General features: G+C 60.2%; 14 protein-coding genes and 2 pseudogenes. 7 read left to right on the top strand and 9 right to left on the bottom strand.

What is annotated here, in order from left to right; all coding sequences use genetic code 11:
* Position 1 precedes the first annotated feature (1 nt).
* The 4 genes from L610_RS06550 to L610_RS06565 all read left to right on the top strand — a co-directional run bounded on the left by L610_RS06550 (position 2) and on the right by L610_RS06565 (position 4031).
* On the top strand, positions 2 to 1519 hold the full coding sequence (locus tag L610_RS06550; RefSeq protein WP_256366542.1) for a recombinase family protein: 1518 nt from the start codon (positions 2 to 4) through the stop codon (positions 1517 to 1519).
* Complete coding sequence (locus L610_RS06555) at positions 1519 to 2418, top strand: plasmid partitioning protein RepB C-terminal domain-containing protein (protein WP_144703605.1); 900 nt, start codon at positions 1519 to 1521, stop codon at positions 2416 to 2418. Before L610_RS06550 ends, L610_RS06555 begins: the two co-directional genes overlap by 1 nt.
* Positions 2411 to 3340 carry a plasmid partitioning protein RepB C-terminal domain-containing protein gene (locus L610_RS06560; RefSeq protein ID WP_144703608.1) on the top strand — a complete coding sequence of 310 codons (930 nt, stop codon included), beginning with the start codon at positions 2411 to 2413 and terminating at the stop codon, positions 3338 to 3340. Before L610_RS06555 ends, L610_RS06560 begins: the two co-directional genes overlap by 8 nt.
* A gap of 418 nt (positions 3341 to 3758) precedes the next feature.
* A complete protein-coding gene (locus L610_RS06565) occupies positions 3759 to 4031 on the top strand; it encodes a putative quinol monooxygenase (protein ID WP_144703611.1) in 273 nt (90 codons plus the stop codon).
* A 66-nt stretch (positions 4032 to 4097) separates the two neighbouring features.
* Here the strand turns inward: L610_RS06565 and L610_RS06570 are convergent, their stop codons facing one another.
* From L610_RS06570 to L610_RS06580, 3 genes are read right to left on the bottom strand one after another with little or no spacing between them, the layout of a single operon-like run.
* The gene (locus L610_RS06570) at positions 4098 to 5414 is read right to left on the bottom strand and encodes an McrC family protein (RefSeq protein ID WP_144703614.1); all 1317 of its coding nucleotides are present in this window, start codon (positions 5412 to 5414) and stop codon (positions 4098 to 4100) included.
* On the bottom strand, positions 5414 to 8644 hold the full coding sequence (locus L610_RS06575) for an AAA family ATPase (protein ID WP_246658942.1): 3231 nt from the start codon (positions 8642 to 8644) through the stop codon (positions 5414 to 5416). The genes L610_RS06570 and L610_RS06575 overlap by 1 nt, the downstream gene beginning before the upstream one ends.
* Positions 8645 to 11938 carry a TM0106 family RecB-like putative nuclease gene (locus tag L610_RS06580; RefSeq protein WP_144703617.1) on the bottom strand — a complete coding sequence of 1098 codons (3294 nt, stop codon included), beginning with the start codon at positions 11936 to 11938 and terminating at the stop codon, positions 8645 to 8647. It lies immediately after the preceding gene.
* 118 nt (positions 11939 to 12056) lie between these two features.
* On the opposite strand from L610_RS06580, the gene L610_RS06585 reads away from it, so the two are divergent.
* The 3 genes from L610_RS06585 to L610_RS20325 all read left to right on the top strand — a co-directional run bounded on the left by L610_RS06585 (position 12057) and on the right by L610_RS20325 (position 13733).
* Positions 12057 to 13040 (top strand): YafY family protein, encoded by a 984-nt coding sequence (locus L610_RS06585; RefSeq protein ID WP_144703620.1) that lies wholly within the window; start codon positions 12057 to 12059, stop codon positions 13038 to 13040.
* Positions 13041 to 13060: 20 nt separating this feature from the next.
* The gene (locus tag L610_RS20320; RefSeq protein ID WP_210245998.1) at positions 13061 to 13438 is read left to right on the top strand and encodes a HEPN domain-containing protein; all 378 of its coding nucleotides are present in this window, start codon (positions 13061 to 13063) and stop codon (positions 13436 to 13438) included.
* A gap of 91 nt (positions 13439 to 13529) precedes the next feature.
* The gene (locus L610_RS20325; RefSeq protein WP_210245999.1) at positions 13530 to 13733 is read left to right on the top strand and encodes a hypothetical protein; all 204 of its coding nucleotides are present in this window, start codon (positions 13530 to 13532) and stop codon (positions 13731 to 13733) included.
* Between the two features lie 39 nt (positions 13734 to 13772).
* Here the strand turns inward: L610_RS20325 and L610_RS06595 are convergent, their stop codons facing one another.
* The 6 genes and pseudogenes from L610_RS06595 to L610_RS06615 all read right to left on the bottom strand — a co-directional run bounded on the left by L610_RS06595 (position 13773) and on the right by L610_RS06615 (position 22202).
* A complete protein-coding gene (locus L610_RS06595) occupies positions 13773 to 15566 on the bottom strand; it encodes a DEAD/DEAH box helicase (RefSeq protein WP_144703623.1) in 1794 nt (597 codons plus the stop codon).
* 54 nt (positions 15567 to 15620) lie between these two features.
* The gene (locus tag L610_RS06600) at positions 15621 to 18716 is read right to left on the bottom strand and encodes a type III restriction-modification system endonuclease (RefSeq protein ID WP_144703626.1); all 3096 of its coding nucleotides are present in this window, start codon (positions 18714 to 18716) and stop codon (positions 15621 to 15623) included.
* Between the two features lie 8 nt (positions 18717 to 18724).
* Positions 18725 to 19276, bottom strand: a complete 552-nt coding sequence (locus L610_RS20460) for a hypothetical protein (protein ID WP_246658948.1) — start codon at positions 19274 to 19276, stop codon at positions 18725 to 18727.
* A gap of 9 nt (positions 19277 to 19285) precedes the next feature.
* Positions 19286 to 19648 (bottom strand): annotated as a pseudogene (locus tag L610_RS20465) (DNA methyltransferase); the annotation flags it as partial.
* Positions 19649 to 20156: 508 nt separating this feature from the next.
* Positions 20157 to 21143, bottom strand: a pseudogene (locus L610_RS06610) (IS1595 family transposase); the annotation flags it as partial.
* Positions 21144 to 21209: 66 nt separating this feature from the next.
* Positions 21210 to 22202 (bottom strand): site-specific DNA-methyltransferase, encoded by a 993-nt coding sequence (locus L610_RS06615; RefSeq protein ID WP_144703632.1) that lies wholly within the window; start codon positions 22200 to 22202, stop codon positions 21210 to 21212.
* Positions 22203 to 22208: the final 6 nt, after the last annotated feature.

Here is a 22208-nt window from a genome sequence, read left to right on the forward strand (position 1 = left end):
AGTGCGCGCGGCCGAATATGTCCGCATGTCGACCGATCATCAGAAATATTCGACTGAAAACCAATCCGACGCGATCCGGCAATATGCAGAAGCGCGCGGCATCGAGATCGTGCGCACCTATGCCGATGCTGGCAAGAGCGGGCTCAAGATCGAGGGCCGCGATGCGCTCAGGCAGTTGATCGAGGATGTTGAGGCCGGCACGGCCGATTTCACATTGGTGCTGGTCTATGATGTCAGCCGGTGGGGCCGGTTCCAGGACGCCGACGAGAGCGCTTACTACGAATATATCTGCCGACGCGCCGGGATTGCGGTGCAATATTGCGCCGAGCAATTCGACAATGATGGCAGCCCGGTCTCGACCATCGTCAAGGGCGTCAAGCGCGCCATGGCCGGCGAATATAGCCGCGAGCTTTCGACCAAGGTGTTTGCCGGGCAAGGCCGGCTGATCGAAAAGGGTTTTCGTCAGGGCGGCCCGGCCGGGTTTGGTTTGAGGCGCACACTGATCGACGAGCATGGCGCGATCAAGGGGGTGCTGGTCCGCGGCGAGCACAAGAGCATCCAGACCGACCGGGTGATCCTCACGCCCGGGCCGGAGGAAGAGGTCGCGCTGGTGCGCGATGTCTACCGCGCCTTTGTCCATGAGGGCCGTAGCGAAAGCGTGATCGCGGCCGACCTCAACGCGCGCGGCCTTGCAACCGATCTTGGCCGGCCCTGGACGCGCGGCACGGTCCATCAGCTGCTGATCAATGAGAAATATGTCGGCGACAATGTCTGGAACCGCCGCTCGTTCAAGCTCAAGAAGAAGCGGGTGCGCAATGCGCCCGAGATGTGGATCCGCGCCGACGGCGCCTTCGCAGCGATTGTCGAGCGCGAATTGTTCGAGGCGGCACGCGCGATCATCGCCGCGCGCTCGTTCCACTTGAGCGATGAAGAGATGCTCAAGGCCCTGGCCGAGCTGTACCAGCGTCAGGGCATGCTTTCGGGGATCATCATCGACGAATGCGAGGCCATGGCCTCGAGCAGCGCTTACCGTTCACGGTTCGGCAGCCTGCTCAGGGCCTATAGCCTGGTCGGGTTCACCCCGGAGCGGGACTATCGCTATGTCGCGATCAACCGCGAACTGCGCCAGCTCCATCCTGGCATCCTGCGCGAGGTGCTCGACGGTCTGCAGGCAAGCGGCAGCGAAGCGTGGCAGGAGGACGAGAGCGACCGGGTGATCGTCAACGGCGAATTCAGCGTCTCGGTGGTGATCGCGCGCTGTTTCGAGACCCCGACGGGGCTTTTGCGCTGGAAGCTGCGTCTCGACACCTCGCTCGCCCCTGACATTACCGTGGTCGTGCGCATGGACCGCGCCAATCGCGCCCCGTTCGATTACTACCTGTTCCCGCGCCTTGAGAAACTGGCCGACAAGGTCCGACTGAGTGAAGACAATGCGCTGGCGCTCGACGCCTACCGCTTCGATGACCTCGACCTGCTCTACACCATCGCCGCTCCCATCCCCTTACCGGAGGCTGCCTGATGTCTGCCGTGCGTTCCAGCGGTGTCGAAATGATCCCGATTTCGCGGATCACGGTGCTCAACTCGCGGGCGCGCAACAAGCGCCAGCACCGCGAGATCGTCAACAATATCGAGGCCATCGGGCTCAAGCGCCCGATCACAGTGGCGCGCCATAACGGTCCGGGCGGCGCGCGTTACGATCTGGTCTGCGGCGAAGGCCGGCTCGAAGCGTTCCAGATGCTGGGCCAGAGCGAGATCCCGGCGGTGGTGATCGAGGCCAGCGAGAGCCAATGCTTGGTGATGAGCCTGGTTGAAAACATTGCCCGGCGCACGCCGCGTCCGATCGACATCATGCGTGAGATCGGCGCCTTGCGCGCGCGGGGCTATAACGACAAGGCCATTGGCGAAAAGCTTGGGGTCGGCGCATCCTGGGTCAACATGATCGCCTCGCTGCTTGAGCGCGGTGAGGAGCGTCTGGTCGCAGCGGTCGAAACCGGCGTGATCCCGATCACGCTGGCGATGGAGATTTCCAAGGCCGAGAGCGAGGAAGCCCAGACCCTGCTGCTCGACGCCTATGAGACCGGCAAGCTCAGAGGCAAGAAGCTGGCAGCGGCGCGGCGTATGCTCGACATGCGCATGCGTGCGCAGGGCAAGGGGCTGCCTTCGGGGCGACTGGGGCGCAAAGGCAGCGGGAGGCGAATGACCGCCAACGATCTCATGCAGGTCTATCAGCGCGAGGCGGAAAAGCAGCGGCTCCTGGTCAAGAAGTCCGATTTCACGCAGACGCGGCTCTTGTTCATTGTCGAGGCGCTCAAAGACCTGCTCACCGACGAGAGCTTCCTTAACCTGCTCAGAGCCGAGGGCCTGGCGACGATGCCGCGGGCGCTGGCAATGCGGATTTCAGGAGAGAGCGATGGCTGAACGGATCGAGGATTCGGGCGAGCGCATCCGTCAGGGGTTCGATAGCCACTTTGTGACCATAGCGGTGGCAAGCATCGTGCCGCTCAAGACGCTGCCGGAGGGCGCGCGCGACAGCCGGAGCTTCGCGCAGGTGCTCTCTTCGATCAAGGCGATTGGGCTGGTCGAGGCCCCGGTGGTCATGGCCGACACGTCCAGGACCGGCTCCTACTTCCTGCTCGACGGGCATTTGCGGATTGAGGCGCTGAAGCAACTTGGCATTGAAGAGGTCGAATGCCTGATCGCGACCGAAGACGATACCTATACCTATAACAAGCGGGTCAACCGGATCCCGCCGATCCAGGAGCACCGGATGATCGCGCGGGCCATGGAGCGCGGCGTGCCGGCGGCCGACATTGCCGAGGCGCTGAACCTGCAGGTGGAATCGGTCATCCGGCGCTTTCGCCTGCTCGACGGCATCAGCGCCGAAGCGGCCGAGATGCTGAAAGACACGCCCTGCTCGATGAGGGTGTTCGACATATTGCGGCAGATGTCGGCGGTGCGCCAGATCGAGGCTGCGGACCTGATGATCGGGCAGAACAACTTTTCGATCATGTTTGCCCGCGCCCTTCGCGCGGCAACGCCCGACAATCAGCTGGCTGCAGTTAAGAAGGGCAAGGGCGCGGCCGCCCCGACCCCGTCGGGCCAGCAGATCGCGCGCATGGAGCGCGAGCTGGCGGCGCTGCAGACCCAGGTCAAATCGGTCGAGGAAACCTATGGCATCGACAATCTGCATCTGACGGTGGCGCGCGGCTATATCGCCAAGCTCCTGGCCAATGGCCGCGTGGCGCGCTGGCTCGCCAGCCACCGCCAGGAATATCTCGGCGAATTCGAAAAGATCGCCGAGATCGACACGCTCGCGCCGCTGGCCGAGCAGGACGCCTGAGCCAACCAATGGGGACCCGGACCCGATAAGCGCGGGGACCATGGGAGACGCCGCACGCTGGGGCGGATCGAGCATGGCGGTGGGAATGGCGGCGAACCCGCAAGGAGCCCACCAGGCTGGCCGCCATCAGGTCCAGCCGCATGCGGAAGCAAGACAAGCTCCTGTATCTTAAATTGGCGTGCCGGAAGCGGCGACCCGGCACGCCAATCGACCATGCATCGTGATTGCTGGTCAAAGCGGCCTCGCATGTCGGATTAGCCGGGAAGGTTGAAACTCAGCTTTTCGACGCCTTACCCTCACCAGAGCAGATGCCCGCCATACCGAGCGCATGCGAGGAATGGTGGCTCAGAAATCCTGAGGAGTGGCGGTGTGCCAAGGATTTCAATGAGATCGTTCACAGAGCCATAGAGAACAGCCGATGATTGTTACGGTCGCCAAGGTAAAGGACCCCGACCAGTTCCTGAAGATTTTCCGAACGGTGGGAGCGGACAAACGGCGGGAGCATGGTTGCCGCAGCGCCCGCGTCTATATCGATCCTGACGATGGAAACCGCCTTTGGTCGGTGTTCGACTGGGACGAAGCCGACTACGCAAAATTCCTTGCGGACCCAGAGATTCCGGCTATCGCTCGGCAGCTCGGAGTTCAGGAACCGCCGGTACACGCCTATGCTGCAATCGAGCTCGATGCCTGAGCGAACGCCACGCTGTCTCCGTTAAAGAAGCTCGCAACGCTGGCAGCGGTCAGGTACGGCCGCACCTCATCCCGCTAGTTCCAGATCCACCGGCTCTTCACGCAGGATCAGCCGGCGCAGCCGTCCCAGCATGTCGGCGCTGTTGGCAACGTCGATGCTTGCCGTCTCCAGTATCGTATTGTGTCCAGTGATCAGGAAACGCCCCTGAACCGCGTCTTGCGTTCCGAGGCCCGGATGATGGGGATAGAGTAGCGTCAGGCGCGGCGCGTCATAGAGCTGGGCATAGGCCATCATCTGATAGACATCGGCCTGCGAGACGCCTTGCTTGGGGTCATCAATCCGCGCGGATATCCGCTTCCACTTAGTGTCGATGACATGGACGACTTTGCCATTCTGGCGGATGAGGATATCGGGCTTGGTCTGGAACAGGGCGCGCCCACTATCCTGTGCGCTCAGGCAAAATAGCCGCCCGCCTTGCAGCGAAACGGTAAACCCGGTCCCCGCCAAGGCGCGCGCGATCAAGCGTCCGACATATTCCTCGAACAGCGCGTTCATCTCGAACAGCATAGCGGTGCCCTGGCCGGCGCCGCCGGTGGTCGTCTGGTAGCGGTCCTGCAAAAAGAGCCGGGCCATGGCGAAGAGCTCCTGCCAGGACCGGTTGGTGCGGTCGATTACCACCTGATCCCAGCGCAGCGCGACCACCGGCACGTCGGTAATATCGGCATAGACGAAGGCCAGCTCGCGCAAACGTTGCTGGTTGGCAGGGCGCCGCGAGAGGCGTGCCAGGCGCAGCACTGCCGCTTTCATGATCCGGTTGAGCGGCGTGTCTTCGGACAAGAGATCGAAGCGGCAGGCAAGGCGCGATGGGTTGACCGCATGGCGGGTGAACTGGCGGGCGATGTCGAGCTGCCCGCGCAAGGTCGGCAGATCGTCTTCGCAAGTGATATAGCGGCGCGGCATGCCCTTGCGCAGAGCTTCGGTCAGCTTGTCGCAGAAGATGCGGATCAGGATTTCGAGCAGGGTCTCGCGCTGCCAGGCGAGATCGGTGATGACGCCCAGGTCAATTTTCAAATCCAGCGCAACCGCCAGCATATGCACCAGCCGCTTGCGGATCGCCGCGTTCTGGTGATCGGTTGTTTCACCGGACGCCACATCGATCTTGGGCAGGATCTCCAGGCTCGCCTCGCCCGCTGCCAGAATTCCGACCACGCCGCGGGCGCGCAAGGCACGCCGCTTATGTTCAAGTACGCCGCTGCCGCCGCGCCCGGCAAAGGCCGAGCGGGCAGCCAATGCCGCCAGCGTATCGGCGTGGAGCTCAGGAATCTGTCCTGTGCCTTGGCCATAGGCGAGCTCGTCCCATTCCCGAACCGTATAGGCGGGCATCAGGCGGCAAACTCCGAAAAATCGAAGCGCGCCTTGACGCTCCAACGCCGCTTGTCGCTCAGTTCATCGTCGGCAAAACCGGCCGGTGCCGTCAGCCGCTGCGCTTCGATGAAATGGGAGCCATTGGTGCCGTCGCCATCGCCGAGCACCGCCGCGACCTTTGACCAATCCTCGTAGAAATATTCCGCCAAGAGCGGGATGACCTTGTGGCGCATGACGCTCTCGACATCGGCGCGGGAGCGGCAACTGGTGAAATAGGCGTGGCCGATCTGGTGTTCGCGATCGAAGAGATATTCGATCCGCTCGTTGATCGTGTGCAGCAGCTTGCACAGGTCGATCCCCTCGAGATTCGCGGCATCAAGCCCTCGCGCCGCCAGCGCCCGCCGCAGTTCCTCAATGTCGGGCATCAGCTCGCGGAAGGTGAAGCGGCGGCGCAAGGCAGTGTCGAGCAGGGCGATCGACCGGTCCGCCGTGTTCATCGTGCCGATGATGTGCAGGTTGGCCGGCACGCCGAATTCATCTCCCGAATACGGCAGATGTACTTTGAGCGCATTGGCCTGCCCCAGGCGCTTATCGGGTTCCAGGAGCGTTATCAGCTCACCGAAGACCTTGGAAATATTGGCCCGATTGATTTCATCAATGATTAGTACAAAGGCCTCGCGTTCGGCATCAGCGTCGGCCTCCTTAATCGCGCTGTTCATGTAACGCTCAAGGGCAGGAATATTGAGGCGCTCCTTCTTCAACCAGTAGAGCGACCGCATAGTGAAGTTGCCGTCATAGATCTCGGTAACTGGAACGCCAGCAGGATCGTGCCAAAGCCAACGGACTGCACGCCTGTGGCCAAATTTTCCCTCCGGTCGTGGATGATATTCGTAGGGCCCGGTCACCTCGCCTATGGCTCGGATCAACCGGTTCCCTTTTGAGACGATAACAATATCGCCAGCCTTGAGACGATTTCGAAACGTATCAGTGATCGACACCTGACCAGACTGTAGAGTGACAGTCCCTTCGATCTTACCGTGCGCCTCGCATGCTTTCAGGATCTCCTCGGCGTCTTCGTACTTTGGGTCGCTCCAGTCGATATCCTCCCAGTCAAGGAGGGTGTAGCCGCCTTCGATCACTTCCTCGAAGAGCTCCTGGTCGCCAGCGTCCCTGCTGAAGCCCACCGACATCTTGTAAATCTGGCGGCCCTCCGTCGTTATCCTGTTGCTGATCGCTTTCTTACCAAGCCCCGTCTCAGCTCGTTTGGCGATGCGCCGGAATATTCCGGGCACAGTTTCGAGCCGGAACCCCACAGAGACGGATTCCTCATCGTCGTCGGATCCCGTCATGGGCTGACGGCCCTCGACAAAATCCTCATAGGTCATTGACTGGTGGAAGGTGACGAAGTCGATGCGGCCTTCACCGGCAAGACGGTGGTACTCGGCCATCAAAGCCTCGCGGTGATCGCGCAGCGGTTCGGCTGCAGCGTCGCCCAGACAAAGCCGCACCGCCTCCCAGGCGGTGGCATAGGTCTTGCCGGTTCCCGGCGGGCCGTAAAGGATGAGATTGGTGCTGGCGGAAATGTTGGCCAATGGATCTGAAGTCATGGTGGACTGCTCTGCTTTCTCAGCGAGATGGAATGTGAAGATCGAATCCCGGCTGTCAGCCGGGCCGCTAAGCTGAGGCTTTGGAACACCCGCGAGCCGCTGCAGGTTCTCGTCGCTTAGGGCTGCGCAAATCGTCGGTGTCCGTTCCGACAAATCTGCCCTGAGATCTCCAGCGCGAATTGAGACTCTTGGAGCGCCGATCTCCTTGGCTGGCTCAATATAATAGTTTGCAGCGCAAAGCTGGACCCGAGCTCTTCCACTGATCAAATGGCTGTTCTGATCGGGTTGCTCTATCGGTCTGTCATCGGCATCGACGATGATGTAACCCGCATTGTGGAGCTGAGCGGCGGCATCGGTTTTCTGACCCCACCCGCCATTGAGCTGCGTCTTGCCGCGCAGGAAGCCAACGATCGGCTTGGAGGGATAGACCCGACCGGGCCGCGCGCGTGTTGAGCGCACCCAATAGTCACGTGGCTCGCCAAAGGCCTCGAAGATGGCGGCGTGCTCACCCGACTGGCGATAGCTGTCATAGGCGTCCATCGCCGCCTCGATCGCTTTGCGCGAAAAGGTCGCCACATCTTCTTCCTTGTAATTGTGGACGATCCACAGTGCGCTTTGCACGTCGATCATGTCGCGTGGTGCCAGCCCCCGGTCCGCAAAAGCGCGGCGCACGGTCTGCATGAAGCGCCATTCGTCGCGATAGGTGTCGGCCATCGACGCATGATCGGGAAAGCGGCTGCCAACCGCTTCCAGCCAGAGATCCTGGCGCACCGAATGGCGGATGTAGATGCCGTCATTAGGAGCGAGATGGAGGAACAGGAATTCGGCGATCTGGCGCGCCGGATCGGGCTTACCGTCCGGGACGGCCGCAATCCACGCGTCAACAAAGGCCTCCAGCGCCGAGGCGTGACCGTCCGCTGCGCCAAGCGCGGCGTCGATAAGCGCGCGCAAGGCCGGCCAGAGCTGCTCGCGATTGGCGTTGCCCTTGGGCGACATCGGCCAATAGGCGCGCCATTGCAGCAGATTGCTTTTGGCCAGCGCGGTGTTGACGGCATCGGCCAGTTCCTGGTCGGAACCGGCTTGTTCGATCGCCGTCTTGAGCTCGGCAGCAATCGCCAATTTGTAGGTCCGCTCCGCCTCGTCGAAATGCGGATCGGGCGGGTCAAACCGCTCGAAAGCGGGAAAGAAATGGCGGAGCCGCTCGATCCAGCGCGTGATCGCAGCCGGATTGAGCATCAGCGCATCGCCGGACTGCAACAGCACCGCGATCAGCCGGCGCAGGGTTTCGGCATCTTCAATCCTCACGACAAAGCAGTCAGCGTCGCCAAAGGACCAGTCGCGGCTGAGGGCGGAATGCCGACCGCCATCCTTCATGCCGCGCTGATAGGGGCGCAGCTCGGTGGCAAAGCCATTCGCCTCGGCAGAATCGCGCCATTTTATGTGCAGAAAGACGTTGGATGGATTCTGGATTTCCCACACGAGCCGCTCGCCAGCGCCAAATTCGAGCGACACCATCTTCTTGGTGATACCCGCGCCCGGACGAAGCCCCGAGCTGCGCAATACCTCGAAAAGCGCTCTTCGCAGTGGAATGGAGCCTTCGCGCTCATTTTCATCGAGGCGTGCCTCGAAATTCTCCCACATTCAAACGTCTCCAAATTCAGGCAATGCGCATAGCGTGTTCACCAACCGCATCTGCTCAACGGTGTTGCATTTTGCTTCGCGCAGCCGCGGTGCGCCGAAGACGAGCGCCAGGCCTTTGGCGCGCGAGACAGCGACATTGATGCGGTTGAGCGAGAACAGGAAATCCATGCCGCGCGGGGTTTCCTCGACCGAGGAGGCGGTCATGGACACCAGGCAGACGGGTGCTTCCTGCCCCTGGAACTTGTCGACCGTGCCGACACGAATGCCAGCGGGCAAGGCGTCCTGCAGGGCATTGACCTGCGCATTGTAGGGCGCAACGACGATGATATCGGCGGGCTCAAGGGCGCGTGTTGTCCCATCCTTATCGGTCCAGCTTCCCGAGAGCAGATCGTCGATCGCCGCCTGAATGGCGGCAACTTCCTCGGCTGCGATCTGGGCATTGCCTTCATGGGCGACCGACACCCAGAAAGCACCAGCTTCAGGAAAGCCCGTCCCGCGGACTGCCTGGACGGCTGTATCGGGTGCGCTAACGAGCCTGCCTTCATAGACCTGCTGCGAAATAAACCTGCAGACATCGGGATGCATGCGGCGCGAGACCGGCAGGAAGATGCCGCGATCGGGCGGAATGGTGGCGTGCTCGCCCAGCATCCATTCGAGACAGGAAAGGTTGGCCGGATCGGGATGGGCACCCTGGATGACCTGCGGCAATTGCCGCGGATCGCCGACCAGAACGATGTTGCGCGCGCAGCGTCCCATGGCGACCATATTGGCCAGCCCCACTTGCCCGGCTTCATCGATGAAGAGCCAGTCGAGCGCCTGCTCGTGCTCGGATCGGGCAAAAAAGAAGGCGGTGCCGCCGACCACATGGGCGCGGCCCCAGAGGGAATCGTCATTGGCCGTCGAGCGGATGATGCCGGTACAGTCGTCCGGATAACCGTCTTCGCCGCTGCTGACCTTGTGCCCGATGCACAGGCCCGGGACAGCATCGCCATCATCTTGCGCGGCAAGACACCCCATCAGCACATTGCGGATCGCCTCATGGCTGTTCGAGGCCACGCCAACACGGTGCCCCTGGCGTACCAGCGCAAGGATTGCCCGGGCGGTGACATAGGTCTTGCCGGTTCCCGGCGGTCCCTGGATCGGCAGCACCGTGCCATCCATGGCGGCGATCGCTGCGATCGTGCCGGTCAAGGGATCGGCGCCATCGAGCAGATCGGCGCGCGGTCCCGTCACCAGACGCGGGGCCGTGCGCGCCAGCAGATCATCGAGCGCCGTCAAGCGGCGCACGCCGCATTGATCGTCGATTACATCGCGCAGGGCCGCGGCAATGACGTCCGTATTGAGCGGCCAATCGGGGTGGAGCGTCAGGCGATCGGTCAAGAGATGCGCCTTTGCCGCCCCCGCCTTGATCGCGATGATCCGCTCGGAGCGGTCGAGCTCTTCGATGCTGACAGTGGCCGGCGGCCCGTCAATGACCGGGACCGTCGCTTTGCGGCCGGCCCGCAGCTTGGTCTCCTGGAGCGGAAAGCGATAACGGCGCAGCACCGAGCGTTTGACGGGTTCTGCCGGATCAATGGCTTCCAGACCGGCCAGTGCATCGAGATCGTCGATCAGCTCGTCCTCGTCCTTGCCGGCGCTGTCGAAGACCGCCCATTGCGCAGGCTTGGCCTCGCGCTTGTGAAACAGGCCGAGGTTGAACAACATGTCTTGCCGCTCCTGCGGCAGACCGGATGCGGCAAGCTTCGCGCGCAAGGCCTGCGTATCGGCGTCTTCCTCGACTTCCTTGTCGCCGGCATCCACTGCCAGTATCGGCCAGGGCGCAGCGGGGCGGATGCTCACCAACCAGTCGCGCAGCTCCTCGGTCGAGATACAGTCGATGCGGTTATAGTCTTCGATCTCGTCGAGGATCGTTTGTTCGCCGGTTTCGCGCCAGCGCTCATAGGCCACGACCGAGCCGCCGGCAGTTTTGACCTCACCTTCGCGCACCCGGCCATAGAAGGCTTCCATCGACTTGATCGAGTAATTGGCTTCCGAGCCGATCAGCGCGCCGCGCACCACCGCGAAAAGATCGACAAAGCGCCGCTCGCGCAGCAGGCGATCGAGAAAGGCCTCGCCGATTCCATACTGTGTGGTCAGCCGCCGCAAGGCGGTGATCTCATAGGGCGCATAGTGATAGATGCGCGCTTCGGGATGGGCCGCGAGCCTTTGCCGGAAAAACTCCAGAAGGCCCGCCAAAGCCCGTGCTTCGGCGCCGTGATCATGTGCCCAGAAAGCCTTGAACTGGCCATCGAACCAGACGCCGTGGAGATATTCGAGCCCGCCTTCGTAATGCGGATCGCCCTCGATATCGTAGAAAAGATCGCCCGGCTGCGGCGCGGGCAAAAGATCAAAGCCTTTGCCGGGTTCGGCCTCGCGCAACTCGAAGGCCGGCGCCCCGGTCTTGCGGGCGTGCTGCAGATGCGCCTGTGTCACCAGCCGCGCCCGGGTGGTCTCGGCCATGCCGCGGATGGGATGATCGAGCCCGGCCAGCCGCTCCATGGTGGTGATACCAGCCGCCTCGAGCTTCTTGACCTGGGTCCGGGTAATATTGGCAACGTTGAACAGGCTGTCTTCGGCCTGCCACTGGCTTTCGCAGTGATCGCCCCAGCGGCAAAGCCCACAATCGGCACAAGGGATCGGCCGGGTCGGCACCGGGTTTTCGAGGAATGCCTCGAGCCGCTGACGCGCCATGCGCGCATAGGCCTGATAGTCCGCGAGCCGTAGCTGCACCCGGCTGCCATCACCGAGTTCGACATGGGCGAATTCAGGGGCGACGCCCTGAATCTTGGTCAGCAAATCCGAATAGAGCACCAGCTGCAGCACATGTTTGGGATGGGGCCGGCGCTTGAGCTTGGTATCGGTGACTTCGTAGCTGAAGGGGCCGAGATCGGACGGGCGCTCGACGCGCTCGATAAAGTCCGACCAACCGCCCCAATTGTCGCCCAGCAGCGCCCCCTGGAAGACGATCTGCGGCCCGCTTGCCAAAGCCTCCCGGGTTGTCTGCGCATTCTCGGCAAGATCGGACCGGTCGATTTCGATCACCGACACATTCGATGCCTTGAGCTTGGCCAGATGGGCAGCTTCGTGGGCATCGCCCTGCTTCTGGAGCAGCGCGGCATCTTCGGTATCTTCGCGCGGCACTGGCCCCTTACCATGCATATAGGCGAGATCGAGCGCGGTCGCGTGAGCGCAGCCCATGAACCGCATCAGATCTGATGCGGACAAGAGTATCCGATCCCCCTCAATAGTTCGCATTACCGCCCCCTCGTCGAACGCAATCTCCAACAAGACTTGCATCTCGACAGATTGCACGTTCAGCCATAGCGTGCGTGGGTGTCAATATCTGACATAGTCTGTGACCAGGATTTGGATCATGTCGTTCGCCAAGGCTCAGGACCTGATCAGGCTGGCGCGTCTGGCCGCCACGCGGCGGATGGGCATCGGCCTCGATGAGATCTGCGAGGAATTCGGCATTTCGCATCGCACGGCGCAGCGCATGACCGATGCGCTGGAGACTGTATTCACCAATGTCGAAGCGGTGGATGGTGACGACCGTCGGCGGCGCTGGCGTGTTGCCGACCCAATGCTCGACCGGCTTCAGACCCGCCAGGAAACGGCGGTCGAAGCGCTGGAGATTGCCGGACGAACGGCGCGCGGCGATGGCCGGCTACGCCACGCGGCGGCACTTGAAGACATACGCGATGGATTGCTCGCGCGGCTGACACCAAAGGATGCGCTGCGCACCGAAGCCGACGTTGAGGCGGTCCTGTTGGCGATGGGTTCGGTGACGCGCCCCGGCCCGCGCGTCAATCTTGCCCCGGCGGTGCTCGATGCCGTGATCGAGGGACTGCGCGGCCCGTTTCGTCTGCGGCTGCGCTACCGCGACGAGAATGCGCCTGAACGGATCATCGAGCCGCACGGGCTTCTGCTGGGCCATCGCAGCTATCTGGTGGCGCGCCAGCCGGCTCGCGGCGAAGACATGTTGAACTTCCGGATGGACCAGATCCTGAGCGCCCAGCCCCTGGATGAGAGCTTCAGCCTGATGCCCGGCTTTTCGCTGGAGGACTATGCGGCGCAATCCTTCGGCGTCTATCAGGACCCGGCGCAATATGACGAGGTCATCTGGCGGTTTGCGCCGCACGCCGCAGCAAGGGCGGCCGAGTTCTGCTTTCACCCAAAGCAAACCGTTGAGGTGCAAGAGGATGGCGGGCTCATCGTGCGCTTTCATGCGGCAGGCTGGCTCGAGATGGCGTGGCATCTCTATCAATGGGGCGATGCGGTCGAGGTTATCGCGCCCGAGGAGCTGCGCACGCTGGTCGAAAATCACCGCAGGAGCGATTTTGGCGCCCTGCCATAAGGCAACAGGAACGAAGCCGAATGACCACAAAGACGGGCCTCACCCATGCAGAACTGAAAACCAAGCAGCGCGCGATCCGCGAAGGCTTTCCGCAAACGATGGGTCTGCGCGTACATCGCGCTATCAGCTGGATCGGCCGCGCCGAGACCTGCGGGACCGACAACGACGCCAAATTCATCTTCCTATGGATCGCGTTCAACGCCGCTTATGCCGACGAGGGCGAATTCCAGACCATCCAGCCGGGCGAACGCGCCGCCTTCGCCGATTTCTTCGGAAAGTTGATCGCGCTCGACGAGCAGCGTCGTATCTATGGGGCGATCTGGCAGCGCTTTTCCGGACCGGTGCGGCTGCTGATGGAGAACCGCTACGTCTTCAATCCGTTCTGGCAGGCACCATAACGGCATTGCCGGCTTCGAGGATTGGGAAGAGCGTTTCAAGGCCTCCTCGCGCGCCTTCGCGCAGGCCATCCAGAGCGGTGACACCAAGCGCGTGCTCAGCTTCGTCTTCGACCGGCTATACGTGCTGCGCAACCAGCTCGTTCATGGCGGCTCGACCTGGAACAGCGGCATCAACCGCACCCAGGTCCGCGATGGCGCCGCGATCCTCGGCTTCCTGATGCCGGTCTTCACCGATCTGATGATGGACAATCCCGACAAAGACTGGGGCAAGCCCTTTTATCCGGTCATTCCTTGATAGCCAGCAAGGCATCGGTGGAGCGGATCGTTCGCAGCCTTATCCAGCAGTCGCAAAGGAGAACGGCCGCATATATCGGCCGCTGGTCTGGAAGATGCCTGAGGAAATATGCTGGAGGCGAGAAATCGTCGGATTGGTAAGTTCGGACGCATGATAGGGGATGATCACGTGGGCTTGGGCGCGTGAGATCGCCACATTGATTAGCCGATCACCTTCCTTCCCACGGAGAAAACTGGACGTTGCGTCGACCGGATCAAAAATGATCACCTTGCGCTCGCTTCCCTGCGCGCGATGGACTGTACTGACGGAGATCGTCGGGTGCCGGCGTTTCAGAAAACTCCTGATCAGGGTCCGTTGCGCACGGAAAGGCGTGAGGATGAGAACGTCATCCGCTTCAATGTAAGAGCCCGTAAGATGATCAATAATCGTCTCGACCATTTTGGCCGACTGAAAACGGATGAAGCCGCCGTAATTCTGCGAGTACTGGTAGGGCTCCGACACTTGCTCGAAACACACGCGCGGAACTTCACGCCCGTTCACGTAATACGGACTGCGATACACCTTCCAGGCCTTGTCCCGTTGGGCCTTGCGGCAAACCGTCAACTCACCTTTGTAGAAGGTTCTGCTCACCGCATGGCAGATCCCCATGGCCATACGGGACTGTTCGTTCAGAAACGTGGTGGGCGCATGGGCAAATAGATCAAAGGCAGTCTTTGCGAGCAGATTCCGATGGACCTGACCGTCAGACTGGACAATCGGCGAAAGCTGCTTGGGATCGCCGGCAAAAATCGTTTGCTGCCCCAGTGCCGGAACCATGAGGGCCGCCGGCCCTATTATCTGACTGGCTTCGTCGCAGATGACGAACGGCCATGGCCCTGCGGCCCTCAAGACATGATGCCACTTGATCGCCGTGGCGACAGTGATCCCTACAACACGGGCGCTATGGGCGACGCTTTCGATATCCGCGCCAAGCTCCTTGCGTGCGGCCGCCAAGCGATCCTTCCATCGGACATATTCGGCAATCTTGCTTTTTGATGGTTCGGATGCCTCCAAAAGCAGAAATTCCGTGACTTTCTGGTCCAGTCCGGCGGCCAGAAGATGGGGACGGTCAACATATTTGCGCGGATCGAAATGCGCGCCGACCCGCTTCATCTGCTTGGCGATGTCGGGGCGCCCGGTTTTGGTCAACCAGTCATCGATAGACAAAAGAGCCGTGTCCACCGCCACGTTGGTCGGCCCGATGACCAATAGGCGCGCTTTGCTGAACCGCCGCAGAAGATAAGTGCCCAGCGCGCCAACCGTAAACGTCTTGCCGGTTCCGGGCGGGCCAATCACCACCGAGCACCGGTATGCGGCATTTTGAACGGCAGTTTTCTGCCGCTCGCGCAGCTCGTCGAATTCAGGACCAAGCGGACGAATTTGCTGAAGCGGTTCGGTTTCTTCTTTGGACTGGCGCAATCGCTTCGCCGCCAGCTTGCCCATTTCCCCGCCCCACATATCGATAAGCGGGCCAAGAAAATCTCCGGGGAACAACCAAAGTGTGTCGCCGATATTGGGCTGCCCGCCGGACGCCGGCAACACGATGATGCGCTCGAGGTCCGCATCGACGACCTTGATCACGCCTGCATATTCAAGTTCCGCACCCCATTTAACACGCACGCCTTCCAAGGCTTCGTCAATGGCGACACGGTTACGGCCTTTGAGCGGCTTGACGCTCAAAACCAGATAGTGCTCCTCCCAGAAAACGGAGGCAATCTCCAAGCCCCCGCCCTTTTGAGTGAGACGACGTTCTGCTTCCAAAGCAGTCTGTATGGATTGTCGGGTAATCGCCATGAGTCGGTCAGGCCACCAACTTTAATGCGCGAGAACCCACCCCGCCCCCATTTGTCATGCAGTAACGCCCACGACCTCCATCAACTTCCCATAGTCGGTAACAACGTCATATTTGACGCGATCTTCAGTCACCTGCCGGCTGATCTCATCGAAGAACTTGCGGGCACACGCAATCTTCGTGTTCTCGATCTCCCGCATCTTCATGGACGACATCGTGCCCTTCGTTTCCGCGACGAAGTAGATGTGCCTGACGCTGCCGGCCCTGAACGAAAGAGCCCAGTCAGGATTGTAATCGCCTACGGGGGTTGGGATCAGGAAACCGCGCGGCAACTTGGCGTAGACGACGACTTCGCTGCTCGTATCGAGCTCTTTGACGAAAGCCCGTTCCACATCCGAGTCTGTGATCGCGTAATCATAGACATGATTCTTGAGCTTCGCCGTGGCGCGCGAGAAATCCTGCCCGGTCTGGTTGGCGGTGAAGATGTCGACATCGTACTTTTCGTCGACTTCGTCATAGGCCAGACGCTCGATCACCATGGCGGCCTTCTGTTCGGCGATGATGCGCGAAGCTTCGGAGATGAAGTGCTCGGGGTTGCTCTTGAACTGCCCGAAAACCGCAGCCTCGATTTGGCCAAGGATGGTCGCGGCGGTGTCTCGTGTCAGCTGCGCGTTTTCAGCCAGCTTCCCGACGAGGTCGTACTTCACCAGAGAGTGGATCGAGTCCCCCTGCTGGGTAGTCGTGTTCGTGACGGTAAAACCATCACCCCCGCGAAGCTGATCGTCGGTCAAACCGTCATTCTGCACACCAACCTGAACGGTGTATTGCAGCGGAGTAACCCGCAGCTGGCTATCCAGCGCGCTGACGCACTTGCGGATCAACTCCGCAGAATCGAATTCGACCCGATAGACCGCCTTGCGATTGATCCGCTTCCATAGCTCCTGGAATTCCTTCTTCTCGAAGTTTGCATTGAGCGGATTGGTCTTGGGCTTGCGGCCATCGCCGATGTCCGGAAGCTGAGAGTCGCTGAAGACACCATCAATGAGCCCGAATACCTGCTCGGCGTGAGGCTTCAGCTCGTCGGGTAGCTCAGCCAATGTTCCAGCCGCTTTGGCCTGGTGATAGGCGTCGGCGATCTGGTCGGCATCATCGGTGTAGTCGTTCTTCACCAGATAGCGGTAGATCTGCTTGGCCATTGCGGCGCTCACCTCGACCGGACCTTGTTCGGTCGTGATCGTCTTGCCGGTGAAATAAGCCTCCGTCGCCTGCCGCGGACGCGACGACAGGGTTTCGGCAATCTCCTTCTGCAGGCCCGCAACGAAATTCTTGTAGCTTTCGCTCGCCACCACGGTCAGCACGTTGATGTCGTGCACGACGGCCGGATGGTCCATCCGGTCTCCATGCTGGTCAACGCTCAGCCGAAGGCCGCGCCCGACTTCCTGGCGGCGAGAAATGGTGTTGTCACTGTGCTTGAGCATGCACATCACGAAGACATTCGGGTTGTCCCAGCCTTCCCGAAGAGCCGAGTGGGAGAAAATGAAGCGGGTCGGCTCCGCAAACGAGAGCAGTCGCTCCTTGTCTTTCAGGATCAGGTCGTAGGCATCCACATCGTCTGAATCCACCGACCTGGCGCCGACGGCCGGGTCCTTCAGGCGATTGGTCTTTTTGTCGATCGAGAAGTAACCATTGTGGGTCTTCGCCGCATCGATCCCGGCCAGATAGGCCCGGTAGGCCTCATTATCGATTGCCAGCTCGGACAGGTATTCGTCCTTCAGCAGCGCGTACTCTTCCTCGAAGACCCGCGCATACTCGCCCTTCTCGTCGGCTTCGTCGTAGTCGCGGTACTTCACAACCTCGTCGATGAAGAACAGCGACAGCACCTTAATGCCCTGTGCGAAGAGCTGCTTTTCCTTGTCCAGATGCGCCTTGATCGTCTCACGGATCTGGATGCGGCGGATGTCGCGCTCGGAGACATCGCCGTTCGCCTCACCAGCGCGCAACACTTCGCCATTCGTGAATTCGACCGTGTCGTTGACGGCGTCGATCTGGCTGATCGTGAACCCGCGATACTGGTCCAGCTCGCCCGACTCCACAAACAGGTCGTCGCGGAACTCGAGCCGCCGAAGCTGGCGCTTGATCTCGCCCGACTTCAGCTTCACCTCCATCTCGATCCGTGCCACGGGCGCCTTCTTCGAGATGTCGATGCCTTCGAGATAGAGATAGGCGTTGGTGCCGGCCAGCCCGCGGGTCTGGATGCCGCGCACCGCGATCTTCTTGACCAGCTTCTGGTTATAGGCGTCCAGCGCGTCCAGCCGGTGAACGCGGTTGTGCTGGGTGCGGTGGGTCGCGGAGTAGCGCAGGATGAATAGCGGCTTGAATTTCGGCAACGCCTCCATGGTCGCCGCGCCTTCCATCTTCTGCGGCTCGTCCAGGATCAGAATCGGCCGGTTGGAGGCGATCACGTCGATGGGCTTGCGCGACTGGAAGTCGTCCAGCTCCTCGTAGATGCGCCGGTTGTCGGCCCCGCGCGCGCTGAACGCCTGGATGTTGATCACCATCACGTTGATGCCGGCGTCGGACGAAAAGCTCTCCAGCTCGTGCAGGCGTTTGGAGTTGTAGATGAAGAACCGCGCCTTCTTGCCGTAGCTCTCGGTGAAGTGCTCGGCCGTGATCTGCAGCGATTTATAGACCCCTTCGCGAATGGCGATTGACGGCACCATGATGATGAACTTCGACCAGCCATAGCGCTTGTTCATCTCGAAGATGGTCTTGATGTAGCAATAGGTCTTGCCCGTGCCGGTCTCCATCTCGACATCGAGGTGCACGCGGCTCGCAGCCAGCGCGTCGCGCTTGTAGCTGGCCGCGACGGGCACACGCTCGCCCCGGGCGTTGAAGGTGGTGAAATCCGTCAGCGATTGTGAGACGGGCAGATTCTGGCGCCGCTGGACCTTCTGGATGTTCTCCAGGATCTGAACGTCGGTCAGGGCGAGGTCGGCGTTCTTGAAACCTTCCTCGAAGGCGCTGGCCTGCGCCTTGCGGCCGGGGTCGATGCGGTAGGTCAGGCCAGAGGTCATGGGCTGACCGGCGAAGCAGTCGACCACGTCGTTGACGGCATTGGTCTGATAGGGCTGGACCTTGAACTTGAGCTTCATGACCGGCCTCAGATCGACTTGACGTCGGTGGTGGGCGAGAGCTGGCGGAAGATCTGTTCGACGTTGATCTTCACCGCGTCCGAGACGAAGCCGTTGTCCCGGAAGACGACGCGCAGCGGCTCGTGACCTGCCAGCTCCTTCACCAGATCCTCGGTGATGCCGCGGTCGAAGCAGGCGACAAGGGCGTTGTCGTCGACGAAGAACACGGACTTGCCCTGCACCGTCTCGCGGCGGATGGGCAGCGTCAGGTCCACGCCCCAATCGACCAGTACTTGGAACAGCAGGTCCTCGGCCGTTCGGCCTTCCTTCACGTTGTCGACCATGTCGAGCAGGTCGGATTGCTTCAGCTCATCCGGCCGGTAGTAGACGTCCTTCATGTTGGACGTGTCGACCTTGAGCACCCGGAAGCCGACATCGCGGTTCCAGTCGGGATGGCACTCGCCTTCGAGGATTTTCTTGCCAGCGCGGCGGATGCGTTCTTTCGCGATCTCAGCGATATCACGATAGCCCGATTGTGCAGCTTCCGACTTTTCATCGCACGGTTCTGGCCACTGGATCATTATGAATGATCTGTTGCCACCGTCCTCGGCGTTTAAGTCCATAGCTGCATGTGCGGTTGTTGCAGAGCCTGCAAAGAAGTCCATAACGCGCGTATGTTTTGATCGCTTTAGTTTAATAAGAAACTTTAGGAGTCCTGTTGGCTTTGCGAAGCTAAACGGAATCTCTAACGCGTTCAGTTCTTTTGTGCCTTGTGAGTTTGGAAATTCGTAAATTATGTCTTCAGGGTGAAGTGTGGACTCGGCATCCTCATCAAAGTAGACCTTCGGATAAATGTTCCACCTCGACTGATTTCCATTTTCGTCGAGAAGCGGGTTTCGGTCCGACCCTTCAGTGAAAATGAGCAAGTCCTTTTGCTTGAGGTAGGTGTCCACCGACCACCTCCAAACCTTGTCCTTATTAGACTTTGGCTTTACCTTGGACCCATCTCTCTTTATGGCTTATCCCGTTAGCTCCGGAACCACTACATGTTGTGCTTTGGAAGCGATCTAATTCTTTGAATGAAATTGCAGCTTAAGGCGATTCGGTCGGTGACCCCGCCGATTTCGTGTCGACTTCACAGATTTGCTTGATACGCGGATCGAGTTCGGCAAGGACGCTGCCGAGATGCGGCCGTCACATAGTTGCAGACACCCTGCCCGTACCTGCAGCGGCATCGAAATAAGGATCGAAAACGAACGCTGACCGTTCGCGGGCAAGGACAGGGCGAGGCGGACGTCTTTTGCGGTAACGCCGCCGCTCCCGCGGCTCGATGTCGACGATCTCCTGGGCCTCCTTGAGGCGGAACCCCCGCTCTATTAGCCCAACAAGAAGGCGCTGCTTGTCCGCCGAAGATCGCGGCCGTTGCCGCAGCCACTTTTTGACCATGTAGAGGAACCTGTTGGCGATTATGTCCTCGTAGGGCTGCGGCTGCATTGCCATCCCGAGCCCTAGCAGACGGTCGAACGAGGATCGATAATGCCTTCGGCGGTTGAAGCGATAGACGAATTCCTGGAGATAGACATTGGCATGGTCAGGCCGAAGGCCGTGATACACGCCCATCGCCCAGCGCTTCAAGTTCGAGAAGACGCGGTGAATTTGTTTCAGGACTATATGCGCTGGGATGTATTTCGGCAGTACGTTTTCGTCGTGCAGACGACCCGGAATCCGGCGATAGGCCGTGTTCCCGTCGGTCATAATGATAGTGCCTTCTCGCGTGTTGCGCAGCACAAAGGGATGCAGTTCGGCGCGACCCCATCCTTCGATCACCTCGAGCCGGATGCGGCCCATCTTGCCGTAGTCCAGACATTCCACGGCCCCGGCGATCATGATCTTTCCGATCTTGCTCCTGCCTCGGCCGTCGTTGTCGATCGGATCGGTTTTGCGGCGGAATGGCATCTGTGTCTCGTCGACTTGGACCACCTCGTCCTCACCTCCGAGCGGTTCCCTATTGGGATCCACCATCGCCCTGCGCAATTTGTGGAGGAGCAGCCACGCTGTCTTGTAGGAGCCAATCCCGAGCTTCCCCTGGAGCTGCAGCGCGGAGATCCCGTTGGAGTGCGTCGACACCAGATGTGCCGCCAGAAACCATGTCCGCAGAGGCAAGTGCGTCTTGTGCATCACCGTGCCCGCGATCACGGATGTCTGCTTGCGGCAGCGCACGAAAACGCCATCGTTGTCGGGCAACTGGCCTGCGCACTCCCAAACCCAAGGTTTGCCTCTTAGCTTCCAGCCCTTCTTGCAGCCGCAGTCAGGGCAGACGAACCCATCGGGCCACCGTTTCCTGGCCAGGTAGGCAGCACATGACCAGTCGTCGGGGAACATCGTCTGGAACTGTTCCAGCGATGGCGGACGGTCGTTCTTCCAGCGGAAAACCTGCTGATGGCCCATGCATGGGCATCTAGCACGGCAGGGGAGGCGATGCGATTGAAACCACTAGATATGGTTAAACCGGAGCTAGAGGGATAAGCCATCTCTCTTTTCGTTCGGGAATGTCTCTCCAGGTGGGATAATCAAGCTGCCATCTGGGGCTTCAATATAATACCTTTGATTAGGTCGAGAATCTAGAGACGGCTGGTAAAGCGACGCACCGCTTTTCTTGTATTTTCTACCGTCCTCATCTATGAACTTATAGTCTTCCTCTTCTCTTTCCTTCGGTATTCCGAATTCCGGGAGAAATTCGATATTCTTCGCATACACAAGAATATAGTCCTTGGTTGGTCTAAAGTGTGTTCCTTTATCAGATGTTCTTTTTGCTACACGCGTCACTTGCGAAACAAAGTTCTTACTACCAAAAATCTCATCACATATCTTTCGAAGATTATCGATTTCATCCTCTCCAATGCTGATGAAGATTGCACCATCATCAGATAGAAAGTTCCTTGAAATCTTGAGGCGCGGATATATCATCTTGAGCCAATCTGAATGAAATCGGCCACTAGATTCTTTGTTGGCGACTAGCGACTTACCTTCATCCGTTTCCTGGGCTGTCTCCAAATAGAAGCTGGATGAAGACTTCTGAAATTTGTCCATGTAAATCAGATCACTTCCCGTGTTGTACGGTGGATCGATGTATATGAAGTCGATGCGACCTAAATACGACTCTTGTAGGGTCTTGAGCACGTCGAGATTGTCGCCCTCGATGAAAAGGTTCTTAGTGTTCTCGAAATCCACGCTTTCCTCGCGATACGGGCGCAATGTCTTAGCAATCGGCGCGTTTGCCAGCGCCAATGCCTCCCGCTTCCCCGGCCAATCTAACCGATACCGCTCCTGCGGCCCCTCCACGATGTGATCACTCAATTCCTGACGCAGCTGATCGAAGTCCACCGCCAGACGCAGCTTGCCCGTCTTCTCGTCCCGCGCCTCGGTCACGCAGCCGGGAAACAGCTCACGGATCTTCGCGATGTTCTCCTGGCTCAGGTCAGGGCTGTGCATCTTCAGCTTTTCCATGCTCGT

Source organism: Aminobacter sp. J44 (assembly GCF_007829415.1).
GTDB lineage: Bacteria > Pseudomonadota > Alphaproteobacteria > Rhizobiales > Rhizobiaceae > Aerobium.